The organism is uncultured Aggregatibacter sp., assembly GCF_901873365.1.
Classification (GTDB): Bacteria; Pseudomonadota; Gammaproteobacteria; order Enterobacterales; family Pasteurellaceae; genus Aggregatibacter.
Map to the genome: position 1 here is coordinate 83,609 of NZ_CABFLM010000071.1, position 15,437 is coordinate 99,045.

The 15,437-nt window shown below is 43.4% G+C and carries 15 protein-coding genes; 10 read left to right on the forward strand and 5 right to left on the reverse strand.

What is annotated here, in order from left to right:
• Nucleotides 1–2: 2 nt before the first annotated feature.
• Both rpoZ and gmk read right to left on the reverse strand, forming a co-directional pair.
• On the reverse strand, nt 3–269 hold the full coding sequence (gene rpoZ, locus QZ106_RS06485; RefSeq protein WP_021615632.1) for a DNA-directed RNA polymerase subunit omega: 267 nt from the start codon (nt 267–269) through the stop codon (nt 3–5).
• Nucleotides 270–331: 62 nt separating this feature from the next.
• Nucleotides 332–958 (reverse strand): guanylate kinase, encoded by a 627-nt coding sequence (gene gmk / locus QZ106_RS06490; protein WP_209363028.1) that lies wholly within the window; start codon nt 956–958, stop codon nt 332–334.
• 234 nt (nt 959–1,192) lie between these two features.
• Here gmk and gap point away from each other — a divergent pair, with 234 nt between their 5' ends.
• Nucleotides 1,193–2,197 (forward strand): type I glyceraldehyde-3-phosphate dehydrogenase, encoded by a 1,005-nt coding sequence (gap, locus tag QZ106_RS06495; RefSeq protein ID WP_021615630.1) that lies wholly within the window; start codon nt 1,193–1,195, stop codon nt 2,195–2,197.
• Nucleotides 2,198–2,402: 205 nt separating this feature from the next.
• Here the strand turns inward: gap and QZ106_RS06500 are convergent, their stop codons facing one another.
• Nucleotides 2,403–3,095, reverse strand: a complete 693-nt coding sequence (locus tag QZ106_RS06500; RefSeq protein WP_295975774.1) for a YggS family pyridoxal phosphate-dependent enzyme — start codon at nt 3,093–3,095, stop codon at nt 2,403–2,405.
• Nucleotides 3,096–3,406: 311 nt separating this feature from the next.
• On the opposite strand from QZ106_RS06500, the gene thrA reads away from it, so the two are divergent.
• The 6 genes from thrA (at nt 3,407) to htpG (ending at nt 12,187) form a co-directional block, all read left to right on the forward strand.
• On the forward strand, nt 3,407–5,854 hold the full coding sequence (thrA, locus tag QZ106_RS06505; RefSeq protein WP_295975775.1) for a bifunctional aspartate kinase/homoserine dehydrogenase I: 2,448 nt from the start codon (nt 3,407–3,409) through the stop codon (nt 5,852–5,854).
• Nucleotides 5,855–5,866: 12 nt separating this feature from the next.
• Entirely contained in the window at nt 5,867–6,811 is a 945-nt protein-coding gene (gene thrB, locus QZ106_RS06510; RefSeq protein ID WP_295975777.1) for a homoserine kinase, read from the forward strand.
• A gap of 62 nt (nt 6,812–6,873) precedes the next feature.
• Nucleotides 6,874–8,148 (forward strand): threonine synthase, encoded by a 1,275-nt coding sequence (gene thrC / locus QZ106_RS06515; protein WP_295975779.1) that lies wholly within the window; start codon nt 6,874–6,876, stop codon nt 8,146–8,148.
• Nucleotides 8,149–8,205: 57 nt separating this feature from the next.
• Nucleotides 8,206–8,973 (forward strand): 4'-phosphopantetheinyl transferase superfamily protein, encoded by a 768-nt coding sequence (locus QZ106_RS06520; protein WP_295975781.1) that lies wholly within the window; start codon nt 8,206–8,208, stop codon nt 8,971–8,973.
• A gap of 56 nt (nt 8,974–9,029) precedes the next feature.
• On the forward strand, nt 9,030–10,157 hold the full coding sequence (dprA, locus tag QZ106_RS06525; protein WP_295975782.1) for a DNA-processing protein DprA: 1,128 nt from the start codon (nt 9,030–9,032) through the stop codon (nt 10,155–10,157).
• A 146-nt stretch (nt 10,158–10,303) separates the two neighbouring features.
• The gene (gene htpG / locus QZ106_RS06530; RefSeq protein ID WP_295975783.1) at nt 10,304–12,187 is read left to right on the forward strand and encodes a molecular chaperone HtpG; all 1,884 of its coding nucleotides are present in this window, start codon (nt 10,304–10,306) and stop codon (nt 12,185–12,187) included.
• 42 nt (nt 12,188–12,229) lie between these two features.
• On the opposite strand, the gene QZ106_RS06535 is transcribed toward htpG, so the two are convergent.
• Nucleotides 12,230–12,571 (reverse strand): helix-turn-helix transcriptional regulator, encoded by a 342-nt coding sequence (locus tag QZ106_RS06535; RefSeq protein WP_295975784.1) that lies wholly within the window; start codon nt 12,569–12,571, stop codon nt 12,230–12,232.
• The gene (locus QZ106_RS06540) at nt 12,555–12,815 is read right to left on the reverse strand and encodes a type II toxin-antitoxin system RelE/ParE family toxin (protein WP_295975785.1); all 261 of its coding nucleotides are present in this window, start codon (nt 12,813–12,815) and stop codon (nt 12,555–12,557) included. Before QZ106_RS06540 ends, QZ106_RS06535 begins: the two co-directional genes overlap by 17 nt.
• Before the next feature lie 132 nt (nt 12,816–12,947).
• Between QZ106_RS06540 and QZ106_RS06545 the strand changes: the two genes are divergently transcribed.
• The 3 genes from QZ106_RS06545 to QZ106_RS06555 are packed head-to-tail and all read left to right on the forward strand — an operon-like array spanning nt 12,948 to nt 15,135.
• Nucleotides 12,948–13,292 (forward strand): ArsC family reductase, encoded by a 345-nt coding sequence (locus QZ106_RS06545; RefSeq protein ID WP_295975787.1) that lies wholly within the window; start codon nt 12,948–12,950, stop codon nt 13,290–13,292.
• Between the two features lie 27 nt (nt 13,293–13,319).
• Nucleotides 13,320–14,453, forward strand: a complete 1,134-nt coding sequence (gene dapE / locus QZ106_RS06550; protein ID WP_295975789.1) for a succinyl-diaminopimelate desuccinylase — start codon at nt 13,320–13,322, stop codon at nt 14,451–14,453.
• Between the two features lies 1 nt (nt 14,454).
• Complete coding sequence (locus QZ106_RS06555) at nt 14,455–15,135, forward strand: M15 family metallopeptidase (protein WP_295975791.1); 681 nt, start codon at nt 14,455–14,457, stop codon at nt 15,133–15,135.
• Nucleotides 15,136–15,437 lie beyond the last annotated feature (302 nt).

Below are 15,437 nucleotides of genomic sequence, written 5' to 3' on the forward strand. Positions count from 1 at the left end.
CTTTATTCAGATAACAAAGACACAGCGCTGACTTCAACACGTTCATGTGCCAAATGATCTTGGCGTTCCTGCGCGTCTAAAATTTCATTGTTAATGAGACCTTTTTCAATTTCACGCAAGGCGATAACTGTCGGCTTATCGTTATCTTCCGGCACCAAGGGTTCGCGGGTATGTAACTGCAATTGTCTTGCACGACGAGCCGCAGTTAAAATCAAATCAAAACGGTTACCAATTTTTTCTACTGCATCTTGCACGGTGACACGAGCCATAAATTACTCCAGTTTGCTAAATCTAATGAATCTAAAGGGGCAATATGATACTAAAACTGCCTTTAGTTTGCCAGTAATTGTTCAATTAAGCCTTTGTTTTCTTGTTGTTGATGACGTGTTGTTAAACGCTCTGCGCGCAAAATAGCTTGTAAATCAACAAGTGCTTGTTCGAAATCATCGTTTACAATGACATAGTCATATTCGTCATAATGAGAGATTTCGCTCATGGCTTTTTCCATGCGGCCGGCAATGACTTCGGCAGAGTCTTGTCCACGTCCGATTAAGCGTTTTTCGAGTTCGCTTAATGAGGGCGGCAAAATAAAAATGCTTTTTACGTGAGGAACTTTTTCACGGATTTGTTGTGCCCCTTGCCAATCAATATCGAGAAACACATCAATGCCTTTCGCTAAATTTTCTTCAATGGCAAACAAAGAGGTGCCGTAATAATTGCCCCCAAACACTTTGGCATATTCTAAGAATGCGTTTTGTTCGATTAAATTTTCGAACTCATTATGTGAAACAAAATAATAATGCACGCCTTCTTGCTCACCAGGGCGGGGGAGCCGAGTAGTATGTGATACGGAAACCATCATTTTATGGCTGTTGACACGTTTCAATAATGCGCTAATTAATGAAGATTTACCGGCACCACTCGGTGCAGAAATAATGTATAAATTGCCTTGTAACATATTATTCTCTCATCGATAATTTAGCTTATTATGCCTCTAACCCAATAAAAAATCAGCAAAAGTGCGGTCGTTTTTAACAAAATTTTTGAGACGGCAGTCTTGTGTGTTTTTGAGAGGTACATTCTCAAATTCAAGAAAGTATGTTATAATCCCCCTCAAAATTGGTAGAGAGAAAACAAACCTCCATGCCTATTTAACCTTTTTGTTTAACTTAAAAATATAAGGTGAAAACTTATGGCTATTAAAATTGGTATCAATGGTTTCGGTCGTATCGGCCGCATCGTGTTCCGTGCAGCACAACATCGTGATGACATTGAAGTGGTCGGTATCAACGACTTAATCGACGTTGAATACATGGCTTACATGTTAAAATATGATTCAACTCACGGTCGCTTTGATGGCACTGTTGAAGTGAAAGACGGCAACCTTGTGGTCAACGGCAAAACTATCCGTGTGACATCTGAACGTGATCCGGCAAATCTTAACTGGGGCGCTATCGGTGTTGATGTTGCTGTTGAAGCCACCGGTTTATTCTTAACCGATGAGACTGCTCGTAAACACATCACTGCCGGTGCGAAAAAAGTAGTTTTAACCGGTCCATCTAAAGACAGCACACCAATGTTTGTACGTGGTGTAAACTTTGATGCGTATAAAGGTCAAGACATCGTGTCTAACGCGTCTTGTACAACGAACTGTTTAGCGCCATTAGCCAAAGTGATCAACGATAAATTCGGTATCAAAGATGGTTTAATGACCACGGTTCACGCAACCACAGCAACACAAAAAACCGTTGATGGTCCATCTGCAAAAGACTGGCGCGGTGGTCGTGGTGCTTCCCAAAATATCATCCCATCTTCTACCGGTGCAGCTAAAGCCGTAGGTAAAGTTATCCCTGCATTAAACGGCAAATTAACCGGTATGGCGTTCCGTGTGCCTACACCAAACGTATCTGTTGTTGACTTAACTGTTAACCTTGAAAAACCGGCAACTTACGCAGAAATCTGTGCGGAATTAAAACGTGCTTCAGAGAACGAAATGAAAGGCGTTTTAGGCTATACTGAAGATGCTGTAGTTTCTACTGACTTCAATGGTTGTTCACTCACTTCTGTGTTTGACGCCGCTGCAGGTATCGCATTAACCGACACCTTCGTGAAACTTGTTTCTTGGTATGACAACGAAACCGGTTATTCTCACAAAGTATTAGACTTAGTTGCGCACGTTCACAACTACAAAGGCTAATTCTTTATCCTCAACATAAAAATAGCTCCCAATGGGAGCTATTTTTTTATGAATCATGCTAAAAGTGCGGTCGTTTTTCTATGTGTTTTTTGCAAAACCAAATACGCGAGAGAAAATTACTCCAACGCTTAATGAACTGTCATCGTTAAGCGTGGTTGCAACAATGAATCTGAGAATCTGATTTACGACTGCGTTGCCGATAATCTTATTTGTAAACTCGCTTGCCAAAAATCGCTGTACCGACGCGTACCATCGTAGAACCACATTTAATCGCAGCTTGCATATCATCGGTCATGCCCATGGATAACGTGTCAATTTGGGCATGAGGCAGCGCCTGTTGCAAACGTTCAAACAAGGTTCGCATTTGACGAAACGTTTGTTCCTGTTGTGCCACATCATCGGTAGGTTCCGGAATCGCCATTAAACCACGCAAACGTAAGTGCGGTAGGTTTTCCACGTGTTTTGCTAAAGGCAAAATATCATCCGGTCGTACACCGGATTTACTGGTCTCATTGCTGATATTCACTTGAATTAATACATTAAGCGGCGCTTTATGCGGCGAGCGTTGTTCATTTAAACGATCGGCAATTTTGGCGCGTTCAAGGGTTTGCATCCAGTCAAAATACTCTGCCACCAAGCGGGTTTTATTCGATTGTAACGGCCCGATAAAATGCCATTCCAATTCAATCTGATGTTGTTGGCAAAATTGAATCTTTTCAATGCCCTCTTGCACATAGTTTTCTCCAAAGACCGTTTGGCCTGCTTCGTATGCGGCTAAAATAGCCTCAATCGGTTTCGTTTTAGAAACAGCAAGTAATTTGACCGCACTTTGCGTTTTGAACTGGCATTCGCATTGTTGTATTTGCGCCCGAATATGAGCAAGATTTTGCACAATCATAGGGTTTCCTTCTTATTAAAATAGCGATTTATTTTACACCAACTAAAAAAGTTAGAAAATAATGCAAAATTCTCTGAATTCCGTTTGACAAGGATATGAAATTTCGGTATTTCTATATCCAATTTTTCACCATGTAAAATAAATTATGCGTCAACTTAACCGCACTATTATTATGTCAACCACCATGATTACCATTACGATGATTAATGGGGCGGGCTAGTGCGTTAAGAATAAGATTCATCAACCCGCTTCTTCTATAAAGCGGGTTTTTTTATGCAAACATTTTTATATATCATACTCAGGAGAATATCATGCGTGTATTAAAATTTGGCGGCACATCACTCGCCAATCCGGAACGGTTTTTGCAGGCTGCCGAGCTTATTGAGAAAGCCCATTTAGAGGAGCAGGCGGCAGGCGTGCTATCGGCACCGGCCAAAATCACCAATCATCTTGTTGCCCTTTCCGAAAAAGCCAGCTTAAATCAACCTACCGATTCCCATTTCAACGAAGCATTAGATATTTTCTATACCATCATCAACGGCCTACATGCCAAAAACAATAAGTTTGACCTTGCCGGCACCAAACAACTGATTGATCAAGAATTCCAACAAATCGCCTCTTTATTAGAACAAATTCGTGAAGCCGGTAAAGTGGAAGATGCGGTAAAGGCGACCATTGATTGCCGCGGCGAAAAACTCTCTATTGCAATGATGAAAGCTTGGTTTGAAGCCAATGGATATAGCGTACACGTTGTTGACCCGGTTAAACAATTATTGGCTCAAGGCAGTTATTTGGAATCGTCAGTTGATATTGAAGAATCCACCAAACGTGTGAATGCCAAAGCCATTGAAAAAGATTGTGTAGTGTTAATGGCAGGCTTTACTGCCGGCAATGATAAAGGTGAGTTGGTCTTGTTAGGCCGTAATGGTTCCGACTATTCCGCTGCCTGTTTGGCGGCCTGTTTAGGCGCTAGCGTCTGTGAAATTTGGACCGATGTTGACGGCGTTTATACTTGCGACCCTCGTTTAGTATTGGATGCACGTTTGTTGCCAAGCCTGTCTTATCGCGAAGCCATGGAGCTTTCCTACTTTGGTGCAAAAGTGATTCATCCACGCACTATCGGTCCGTTGGTACGTCCGAATATTCCATGTTTAATTAAAAATACCGGCAATCCAAGCGCACCCGGTTCTGTTATCGCCGGTGATATTAAATCTGAAGGCTTGCAGGTCAAAGGCATTACGAACTTAGATAACGTTGCCATGTTCAACGTTTCCGGTCCGGGAATGCAAGGCATGGTTGGTATGGCATCACGCGTATTCTCTGCCATGTCTAACGCCAATGTATCGGTGATTTTAATCACTCAATCTTCTTCCGAATACAGCATCAGTTTCTGTGTGCCGGTAAAATCTTTGGAGGTTGCACTCAAAGCATTAGAAACGGAATTTGAGCAAGAATTAAACGCCCACCAATTAGATCCTATCGAAACGATTAAAGACCTTTCCATCATTTCAGTAGTGGGTGATGGAATGCGCCAAGCCAAAGGCATTGCTGCACGTTTCTTCTCTGCCTTAGCCCAAGCTAATATCAGTATTAATGCCATTGCACAAGGATCTTCTGAGCGTTCTATTTCCGCTGTGGTTGCTCAAAATAAAGCGATTGAAGCGGTAAAAGCAACACATCAAGCCTTATTTAATAACAAAAAAATCGTGGAAGTTTTTCTCGTGGGCGTTGGCGGTGTCGGCGGTGAATTAATCGAGCAAATCAAACATCAGAAAGAGTATTTAGCCAAAAAAGACATTGAAATTCGTGTCTGCGCCTTAGCCAACTCCAATAAAATGCTATTAAACGAAAATGGCTTAAACTTAGACCATTGGCAAAAAGATTTGGAAAATGCCACCCAACCGTCTGATTTTGACGTGTTGTTGTCTTTCATTAAGTTACATCATGTTGTGAATCCGGTCTTTGTGGATTGCACATCGGCAGAATCCTTGGCGAGTTTATATGAACGTGCCTTAGCGGAAGGTTTCCATGTGGTAACCCCAAATAAAAAAGCCAATACCCGTGACTTAACTTACTATCATAAACTGCGCGAACTGGCCCATAAAAACCAACGTAAATTCTTATACGAAACCAACGTAGGAGCAGGCTTACCGGTCATTGAGAACCTACAAAACTTATTGGCTGCCGGCGATGAAGTAGAACGTTTTGACGGGATTTTATCCGGTTCCCTTTCTTTTATTTTCGGTAAATTGGAAGAAGATTTAAGCCTTTCCCAAGCGACCGCACTTGCCCGCGAAAAAGGCTTCACCGAACCGGATCCACGTGATGACTTATCCGGTCAGGATGTTGCCCGTAAATTGTTAATTCTTGCTCGTGAAAGCGGCTTAGAACTGGAATTGTCAGATGTCGAAGTCGAAGGCGTTCTTCCAAAAGGTTTTGCCGAGGGTAAATCTACCGAAGAATTTATGGCGATGTTGCCGCAATTAGATACCGAATTTGCTGCACGTGTCGAAAAAGCCGAAGCGGAAGAAAAAGTTTTACGTTATGTTGGCCAAATTGAAAACGGCAAATGCAAAGTGTCTATTGTTGCCGTGGGCAAAGATGATCCGCTATACAAAGTAAAAAACGGTGAGAATGCGCTGGCATTTTACACTCGTTATTATCAACCGATTCCGCTATTATTACGCGGTTACGGTGCGGGCAATGCTGTCACTGCTGCCGGCATTTTTGCCGATATTTTAAGAACCTTAAAGCCCTAAACGGAGAATGTTATGCTAAGAGTCTATGCGCCGGCCTCCAGTGCCAATATCAGCGTCGGTTTCGATACCTTAGGTGCGGCAATTTCCCCAATTAACGGCTCATTATTAGGCGATGTGGTGCAAATCGAACCTATCGCCGCCGGCTTTGAGTTAGAAAGTGCGGGTTATTTTGTGCGTAAATTACCAAAAGAACCGCAAAAAAATATCGTTTATCAAGCCTATGTGTTATTCAGCGAACAGCTCAAACTACGTAACACAAAAGTCAAACCGCTACGCTTAACCTTAGAGAAAAATATGCCTATCGGTTCAGGCTTAGGATCCAGCGCCTGCTCTATCGTTGCCGCCTTGGTTGCGCTGAATAAATTCCATGACGAACCGTTTTCTAAAATGGAATTGTTAGAAATGATGGGCGAGTTGGAAGGACGCATTTCCGGCTCTATACACTACGACAATGTAGCGCCTTGCTACTTGGGTGGCGTGCAATTTATGGTGCAATCGCTTGGCAACATTTGCCAAACCTTACCGTTTTTTGACCATTGGTATTGGGTCTTGGCGTATCCGGGGATTGAAGTGTCTACGGCGGAAGCCCGAGCGATTTTACCGAAAAGCTATACGCGTCAAGATGTTATCGCACATGGTCGTCATCTCGGTGGTTTCGTGCACGCTTGCCACACACAACAGGAAAACTTAGCCGCCATGATGATGAAAGACGTCATTGCCGAACCTTATCGCGAAGCCTTGTTGCCTAACTTTGCCGAAGTGAAACAAGCGACGCGTGATTTAGGTGCGTTAGCTACCGGAATTTCAGGGTCCGGCCCGACGATCTTTTCCATCGTACCGGATTTACATATTGCCGGCAAACTTGCCACTTACCTTGAAAACCATTATTTACAAAACAACGAAGGCTTTGTGCACATTTGCAAAGTCGATAATGCCGGCGCAAGAGAACTCGATTAAAACACCGGAAAAAATCACCGCACTTTTGTCTTAAAGGTGCCAAACAAAAGAACAGGTTTCACATGAATTTATACAATATCAAACACCCCGAAGAACAGGTCAATTTTGCCCAAGCGGTACGCCAAGGTCTAGGCAAAGATCAGGGCTTATTTTTCCCTGAAAACATACCGCACTTAAGCAATATCGATGATCTATTGGCATTGCCGCTAGTTGAACGCAGCCAAAAAATCCTTAGTGCCTTAATCGGTGAGGAAATCCCGCAAGCACAGCTTGAACAAATGGTGCGCAACGCCTTCACTTTCCCGGCACCGGTTGCCAAAGTGGAAGACAATATTTATGCATTGGAATTGTTCCATGGTCCGACCCTTGCCTTTAAAGACTTCGGCGGACGCTTCATGGCGCAAGCCCTTGCGACCGTACGCGGTGACGGCAAAATCACGATTCTCACTGCAACGTCCGGTGACACCGGTGCGGCGGTCGCCCATGCATTCTATGGTTTAGAAAATATCGATGTGGTGATTTTATACCCGAAAGGTAAAATCAGCCCGTTGCAAGAAAAACTCTTCTGCACCCTTGGCGGCAATATTCGCACCATCGCGATCAATGCCGATTTCGATGCTTGCCAAGCTTTAGTCAAACAAGCCTTTGATGATGCAGAACTACGCCAAGCCATCGGCTTAAACTCGGCGAACTCCATCAATATCAGCCGTTTATTGGCGCAGGTGTGCTATTACTTTGAAGCGGCGGCACAATTACCAAAAGAACAACGTGAAAACTTGGTGGTTTCTGTGCCAAGCGGCAACTTCGGCAACCTCACAGCCGGATTAATCGCCAAAACCCTCGGCTTACCAATTAAACGTTTTATCGCGGCAACCAATGCTAACGACACTGTACCGCGTTACTTGCACAGTGGAAACTGGTCACCGAATGCGACCGTCGCTACGCTTTCCAACGCCATGGACGTTTCTCGACCGAACAACTGGCCTCGTGTGGAAGAATTGTTCAAACGTAACGGTTGGGCATTGACTGAGTTACATTCGGCTGCAATTTCCGATGCACAAACAGAAGACACTTTACGCGCCATGAACCAACTGGGTTATTTATGCGAACCACACGGCGCGGTAGCTTATGAAGTGTTAAAACAGGATTTACAACCAGGCGAAACCGGCTTATTCCTGTGCACTGCGCATCCGGCAAAATTTAAAGAATCCGTCGAACGTATTCTGGATTTAACGCTGCCGCTACCGGAAGCGTTGGATAAACACAACAAACTGCCGTTGTTATCCGATGAAATGGAAAACGATTTTGAGCAGTTAAGAGCTTATTTATTGAAATAAGGCGACAAAGTGCGGTGACAAAATTCAATGGATTTTGACCGCACTTTTCTTATCACGATGACAACGCTAATCACTTGGGGAAATATTCACACCGCCTTCCCTTTTCATGACATCCCAGCCGACCTGATTCCGGCAAATTTGCTGACGTTAAGCCACAACAGCCCGCGTATGCAACAACGTTGGCAATGTCGTCGTTTAGCGCATTTCTTGCTGTGGCAATTACTCAAAACAGCAGAAAAACCGACCGCACTTTTAGGTCAAATTTCGCGTACAGAAACCGATCGTCCGCAATTTTCCTCTTCTGAGCTTGATTTTAATATCAGCCATTCCGGTGATTGGGTGGCAGTGATTTTGCACATCAGCCAACCAGGCGAAAAAAGTGCGGTTGGAATCGACATTGAATCGCCTAGCAAAGAACGTCCTTATTTAGCCCTGTTGGAACACTTTGCAAGCACGGAAGAAATCGACTGGTTTCAACAACAAACTGAATCTCAATCTGCTTTTTACCGCATTTGGTGCCTGCGCGAAGCCGTGTTGAAATCTCAAGGCGTGGGCATCACAAAATTATCAGAAGTCACACATCAGCCGGAAACCTTACAAATCATCTCTGCCCATTGCCCCCGTGGACAATTGTTTTTTACCGATGAACTTCCTTTTTATCTCGCCTTTTTTGTGAATCAAGAAAGCTCGACATTGCCTCAATGTTTTGTTTGGTCTGAGCATGCATTTGTTTCTCAGCAGATGCCAGATAGCGTTTGCTATAAGGTAAATTCATCAAACAAAATAGAAAAAATCCGATCGAGATCGCATATTTCAAAGGTATAAATAGCAACAGCCTTGCATTTCTTTAACGATGTCATTTTCTGTCACAGGATCAAAAAATGACAACACCTTCGGCACTATTATTACGTTTATTACAGATCCCAAAATTCGGCCCGTCAGCGGTGAATAAAATCATTAGTCAAATCGATATAACGGATTTACTGGATTACGATGACGTCGCTTTCACACAAATTGGCTGGTCGCCTGCACAAATTCGCGCTTGGTTTCAACCGCAACAACGCTATATTGAACCTGCATTACAATGGGCGGAAGCTGAGGGCAACAGACTGTTAACCTGCCTCGAGCCGGATTATCCTTATCTCCTAAAACAAATCGAAAGCGCACCACCGATATTATTTGTCAAAGGAAATGTCGATAGCCTTGCGCAATCCCAAATTGCCATGGTCGGTAGTCGCCAATGTTCGCACTATGGTGAGTATTGGGCCAATTATTTTGCAACGGAATTAACCCTCAACGGTTTAACTATCACCAGTGGTTTAGCACTCGGGATTGACGGCATTTGCCATCAAGCGGCAGTAACCTTAAAACGCCCGACCATTGCCGTATTAGGCAGCGGATTAGATAAAATTTACCCGACCCGCCATCGAACACTGGCGCAACAAATTTTGGAATACCAGGGCGCATTAGTCTCCGAATTTCTGCCATCACAACCGCCGATTGCGGAAAATTTTCCACGAAGAAACCGCATTATTAGCGGATTATCGATTGCCACATTAATTATTGAAGCCACGGAAAAAAGCGGTTCCTTAATTACCGCCCGTTATGCCTTGGAACAAAATAGAGAGATTTTTGCGCTCCCCGGCAATATTCAAAATGAATTTAGTCATGGTTGCCACAAGCTCATCAAACAAGGCGCCATGTTGGTAGAAAATATTCATGATATTTTAGACAATTTGCCTTTGCATTCTTCGACACCTTATCAGCAGGCAGCGCTATTCAGCCACGAGATAGACACACCAAAAGCGCCGCTTGACAACACATACTTGCCTCCAGCAGAGCCCCCTGCACACCCTGCGTTGTACCAAGCGATTGGGCATACACCGATGAGCGCCGATGATCTTGCCACAAACTTAAAGATGCCTATAGAACAGGTGTTGATTCAGCTGATGGAACTGGAATTACAGGATTTAATTTCTCAAAACAACGGGTTATATCAGCGCAATTAGAAGAAAAGATCACAGTTCAGATTAGGATATTCGTTAAAAATAGCATCATTTTCCACCGCACTTTTCTTTTTTCCTGCTCTTGAAATTTCACCTTCCGCACTTATATCCATAACGTTTTCAATTTATTCAACATAGGTAGGAAGAATATGAGTACAAATCAAGAAACCCGTGGCTTCCAATCGGAAGTCAAACAACTTCTCCAATTAATGATTCATTCTTTATATTCCAATAAAGAAATTTTCTTGCGTGAGCTGATTTCAAATGCCTCTGATGCGGCGGATAAATTACGCTTTAAAGCCCTGTCTAATCCGGCTTTATATGAAGGTGACGGCGAATTGCGTGTGCGCGTCAGTTTTGATGCGGATAAAGGCACGCTTACCATCAGCGATAACGGGATTGGGATGACCCGTGAACAAGTGATCGATCATTTGGGCACAATTGCCAAATCCGGAACAAAAGAATTTTTGACCGCACTTGGGCAAGATCAAGCGAAAGATAGTCAGCTTATCGGTCAATTCGGTGTGGGTTTCTATTCGGCGTTTATTGTTGCCGATAAAGTGACGGTGAAAACCCGCGCGGCAGGCGAGGCTGCAGATAAAGGCGTGCTTTGGGAATCTGCCGGGGAAGGCGAGTATTCCGTGGCGGATATTGAGAAAAAATCCCGTGGCACTGACGTGATTTTACATTTACGTGAGGATGAAAAAGAATTCTTAAACGAATGGCGTTTGCGTGAAATTATCGGTAAATATTCTGATCATATCGGTCTGCCGGTGGAAATGCTTACCAAAGAATATGATGACGAAGGCAAAGAAACCGGTGAAAAATGGGAAAAAATCAATAAATCAGATGCCCTTTGGACACGTTCTAAAAACGACATCTCCGATGAGGAATACAAAGAGTTTTATAAACATTTAAGCCATGATTTTGCGGATCCGTTATTGTGGGCTCACAACAAAGTGGAAGGTAACCAAGAGTACACCAGTTTACTTTATGTGCCGTCTAAAGCGCCTTGGGATTTATTTAATCGTGAACACAAACACGGCTTGAAACTCTATGTCCAACGCGTGTTTATCATGGATGATGCGGAGCAATTCATGCCGAATTATCTGCGGTTCATGCGTGGGTTAATTGACAGTAATGACTTGCCGTTAAATGTGTCCCGTGAAATTTTGCAGGACAACAAAACCACGGCGGCGTTACGTAAAGCTTTAACCAAACGTTCGTTACAAATGCTGGATAAATTGGCGAAAGAGGATGCCGACAAATATCAGCAGTTCTGGAAAGAATTTGGCTTAGTGTTAAAAGAAGGTCCAGCAGAAGATTTTGCCAATAAAGAAGCCATTGCGAAATTATTGCGTTTTGCCTCTACCCACAACGACAGCAGTGAACAAACTGTGTCATTAGAAGACTATGTTGCCCGCATGAAAGAAGGGCAAAAAGCCATTTATTACATTACGGCAGACAGCTATGTGGCGGCAAAAAACAGCCCACACTTGGAATTGTTCAATAAAAAAGGCATTGAAGTCTTATTGCTTTCCGATCGTATTGATGAATGGATGTTAAGTTACTTAACCGAGTTTGACGGCAAAGCGCTCCAAACTATTACGAAAGCGGATTTGGATTTAGGCGATTTGGCGGATAAAGAAGAAAACGAAGCGCAAAAAGAACAAGACAAAGCTTTTGATAGCTTTATTGAACGCGTAAAAACCTTGCTGGGCGAACGCGTGAAAGAAGTGCGTTTAACTCACCGCTTAACAGACACGCCAGCAGTGGTTTCTACCGGTAATGACCAAATGACCACGCAAATGGCAAAACTTTTTGCTGCGGCAGGTCAACCCGTACCGGAAGTGAAATACACCTTTGAACTTAACCCAGAACATCACTTGGTGAAAAAAGTGGCTGACATTTCTGATGAAGCGGAATTTGCCGATTGGGTAGAATTGTTGCTAGAGCAAGCCATGCTTGCAGAGCGCGGTTCGTTAGAAAATCCGGCGGCGTTTATTAAGCGCATCAATAAGTTATTGGGTTAGTGATAAAAACGCCTTAGTGTCAAGCTGAGGCGTTTTTTTATATTAAAAATCCAGTTGTTCCGCTTTAATACCCAACGCCGTCGCGACTTTAGTTCGCATTGTTTGGGTTAATTGCTCCGCATTTTCATGTTGTGAGTAAGCGGATTGACTGATCCCCATTCGAGCAGCCACTTCTGATTGCGTTAATCCCAAATATTCACGCCATGCTCGTGCTGCAGAATAGTTATGATCAAAACTGAGATCGACGACTTCAGCCGGCACACCATCATCAAGGCTTAAATGAGGTTGCTCAAATTTCAGTTGAAATTCGTGGTAAGGGACGAGGACATAAGCCGGCATGCCTTGTAAGTCATTGATAATCTGATAATTAGTATGTATTTTCATCTCGTTTTTTCACCTCTTCAATATGAATAACATAAAGCTCACCATCGGCACCTGTATTAAAAAAGACACGATAATTGCCTACTCGCAGGCGGTATTGGTACGGGTGGTTGGTAAGCGATTTTATATTTTGGCAATTGGGGAAAGCGGATAACCCACGGCATTTCTCACGGATTTGTGTGGCCTGTTCCCGTTGAATTTTTTTGAGTTGTTTAATTGCCTTTGTTTTATAAATAACTTGATACATTTAAGAGTCCTTGCTTCAAGATTATAAGTATTTTATAAGTTATTTATAATTAAAGATAGTGTTTTTCAAGTTAAGATTTCGCTTGATTTACGCTACAATTTCTCAGCGATTAATTATTATTGAGGAAATTTTATGATCACCGTTTACGGCATTAAAAACTGCGATACCGTGAAGAAAGCATTGAAATGGCTTGCGGATCACAACATCGAACACAAACTCCATGATTATCGAGTGGACGGTTTGGATACTGCTTTTTTACAGCAAGCCGAAGCGCAATTCGGTTGGGAAAATTTGGTGAATAAACGTAGCACGACTTGGCGCAATCTCGATGAAAACGTGAAAAAAACGTTGTCAAAATCCACCGCACTTTCTGTCTTAGCTGACAATCCGACCTTAATTAAACGCCCGATGATTTTGCAAGAGGGGAAGGCATTGATTGGTTTTGATGAAAAAGAATATCAAGCTGTTTTTGCCTAAAGTGCGGTGATTTTTTTAGGAGTTTTTATGAATGAAAAAGTGATTTCTCTCGCGCAAGATTTAATCCGCCGTCCCTCTATCAGCCCGAATGACGAAGGCTGTCAGCAACTCATTGCCGAACGTTTAGAAAAATTAGGTTTTCAAATTGAATGGATGCCTTTTAATGACACCTTAAATTTATGGGCAAAGCATGGTGTAGGTGAGCCTGTGATTGCCTTTGCCGGGCATACGGATGTGGTGCCAACAGGGGATGAAAGCCAATGGACGCATCCGCCGTTTTCTGCCGAGATTGTGGATGGCATGCTTTACGGACGTGGCGCAGCGGATATGAAAGGATCGCTGGCAGCGATGATTGTGGCAGCGGAAGAATATGTGAAAGCCAACCCGAATCATGTCGGCACAATCGCTTTGTTGATTACATCCGATGAAGAAGCGGCTGCGAAAGATGGCACGGTGCGTGTGGTGGACACCTTGGTGGCGCGTGGTGAAAAAATCACTTATTGCATGGTGGGCGAGCCGTCCAGCTCAAAAACCTTGGGCGATGTGGTCAAAAATGGCCGTCGCGGTTCGATTACAGGCAACCTCTATATTCAAGGCGTTCAAGGCCATGTGGCCTATCCGCATTTAGCAGAAAATCCGATTCACAAAGCGGCTCCCTTCCTACAAGAGCTGACAACCTATCAGTGGGATAACGGCAATAAATTTTTCCCGCCGACCAGTTTGCAAATCGCCAATATTCATGCCGGTACGGGTAGCAATAACGTGATCCCGGGTGAGCTTTACGTGCAATTTAATTTGCGTTATTGCACGGAAGTGACCGATGAAATCATCAAGCAAAAAGTCGCTGAAATGCTGGAAAAACATGGATTGAAATACCGCATTGAGTGGAATCTTTCCGGCAAACCGTTTTTAACCAAACCGGGTAAATTATTAGATGCGCTAACTGCCGCTATCGAGCAAACCACAGGCATTACGCCACAAGCGGAAACTGGTGGCGGTACCTCTGATGGGCGCTTTATTGCACTCATGGGCGCAGAAGTGGTGGAATTTGGCCCGCTCAATGCGACTATTCATAAAGTCAATGAGTGTGTGAGCGTAGAGGATCTTACCAAGTGCGGTCAGATTTATCACCAAATGTTAGTCAATTTATTGGATAAATAAGATGAAATTAACCCCTGACATGTTGACCGGCAAATCGCGCGCGCATTTAATCCATTTACCGACACCGCATTCGCCAAACCATTTTTTACAGGCGGAAGCGGCAAAAGCCTTTCAAGGCTTACAGCAAAGTGCGGTCAAAAATGGCTTTAATTTACTGCCTGCGAGTAGCTTTCGTGATTTTGCCCGTCAGCAGCTTATTTGGAACGGTAAATTTAACGGTGAACGTAAAGTGCACGATGATGCAGGCAATGCGTTAGATTTGAGCCGGTTGGATGATTGGCAAAAAGCGCAAGCCATTTTACGCTGGTCAGCGCTACCGGGGGCGAGTCGTCACCATTGGGGCACGGAAATTGATATTTTCGATCCTGATCTTTTGCCTCAAGGCCAATCCTTACAGCTTGAGCCTTGGGAATATGAAAAAGGCGGTTATTTCTTTGAACTGAGTGAATTTCTCATTGAAAACCTACCGCACTTTGATTTTAGTTTGCCTTTTATGCAAATGCCGGTAGAGAAAAAAATCGGGCGTGAGCCTTGGCATATGAGTTACATACCGTTAGCAGAGCAGGCGGCAAACGTGTTTACCCCTGAAGTGCTATTGAAGGCGTGGGAAAATGAAGAAATTGCGGGGAAAAATGCGTTAACAGCACATTTACCAGAGATTTTTGCACAATTTTTTATTTAGCAATAAAGCTGATATTCATTGTTTTGATACCTCATTAGGCTTGAGAGATTGAAAATAATGTAGCTAAGTGGTAATAGGCTGAGCTGTTAGCCTTGTGGAAGTGCGGTGTGAATTCACCGCACTTTTATTATAGCTAGCCAAAGTCTGGCTATAAAAACCATACGCTATGCGTATGGAGCCAAATAGCTTAAGCGATGAACAAAAAAATCCTCGCTATATAATGAACAAGGCTGACAACCAAAATTCAACATATAGGAGAATTATTTACCCCTCGTAGCGTGCATCAAGATGCACGCTACGAG

Excerpts from the sequence above, each read along its gene's own strand:
- rpoZ (WP_021615632.1), bottom strand. The coding sequence starts at position 269 with ATGGCTCGTGTCACCGTGCAAGATGCAGTAGAAAAAATTGGTAACCGT.
- gmk (WP_209363028.1), bottom strand. The coding sequence starts at position 958 with ATGTTACAAGGCAATTTATACATTATTTCTGCACCGAGTGGTGCCGGT.
- gap (WP_021615630.1), top strand. The coding sequence starts at position 1,193 with ATGGCTATTAAAATTGGTATCAATGGTTTCGGTCGTATCGGCCGCATC.
- QZ106_RS06500 (WP_295975774.1), bottom strand. The coding sequence starts at position 3,095 with ATGATTGTGCAAAATCTTGCTCATATTCGGGCGCAAATACAACAATGC.
- thrA (WP_295975775.1), top strand. The coding sequence starts at position 3,407 with ATGCGTGTATTAAAATTTGGCGGCACATCACTCGCCAATCCGGAACGG.
- thrB (WP_295975777.1), top strand. The coding sequence starts at position 5,867 with ATGCTAAGAGTCTATGCGCCGGCCTCCAGTGCCAATATCAGCGTCGGT.
- thrC (WP_295975779.1), top strand. The coding sequence starts at position 6,874 with ATGAATTTATACAATATCAAACACCCCGAAGAACAGGTCAATTTTGCC.
- QZ106_RS06520 (WP_295975781.1), top strand. The coding sequence starts at position 8,206 with ATGACAACGCTAATCACTTGGGGAAATATTCACACCGCCTTCCCTTTT.
- dprA (WP_295975782.1), top strand. The coding sequence starts at position 9,030 with ATGACAACACCTTCGGCACTATTATTACGTTTATTACAGATCCCAAAA.
- htpG (WP_295975783.1), top strand. The coding sequence starts at position 10,304 with ATGAGTACAAATCAAGAAACCCGTGGCTTCCAATCGGAAGTCAAACAA.
- QZ106_RS06535 (WP_295975784.1), bottom strand. The coding sequence starts at position 12,571 with ATGAAAATACATACTAATTATCAGATTATCAATGACTTACAAGGCATG.
- QZ106_RS06540 (WP_295975785.1), bottom strand. The coding sequence starts at position 12,815 with ATGTATCAAGTTATTTATAAAACAAAGGCAATTAAACAACTCAAAAAA.
- QZ106_RS06545 (WP_295975787.1), top strand. The coding sequence starts at position 12,948 with ATGATCACCGTTTACGGCATTAAAAACTGCGATACCGTGAAGAAAGCA.
- dapE (WP_295975789.1), top strand. The coding sequence starts at position 13,320 with ATGAATGAAAAAGTGATTTCTCTCGCGCAAGATTTAATCCGCCGTCCC.
- QZ106_RS06555 (WP_295975791.1), top strand. The coding sequence starts at position 14,455 with ATGAAATTAACCCCTGACATGTTGACCGGCAAATCGCGCGCGCATTTA.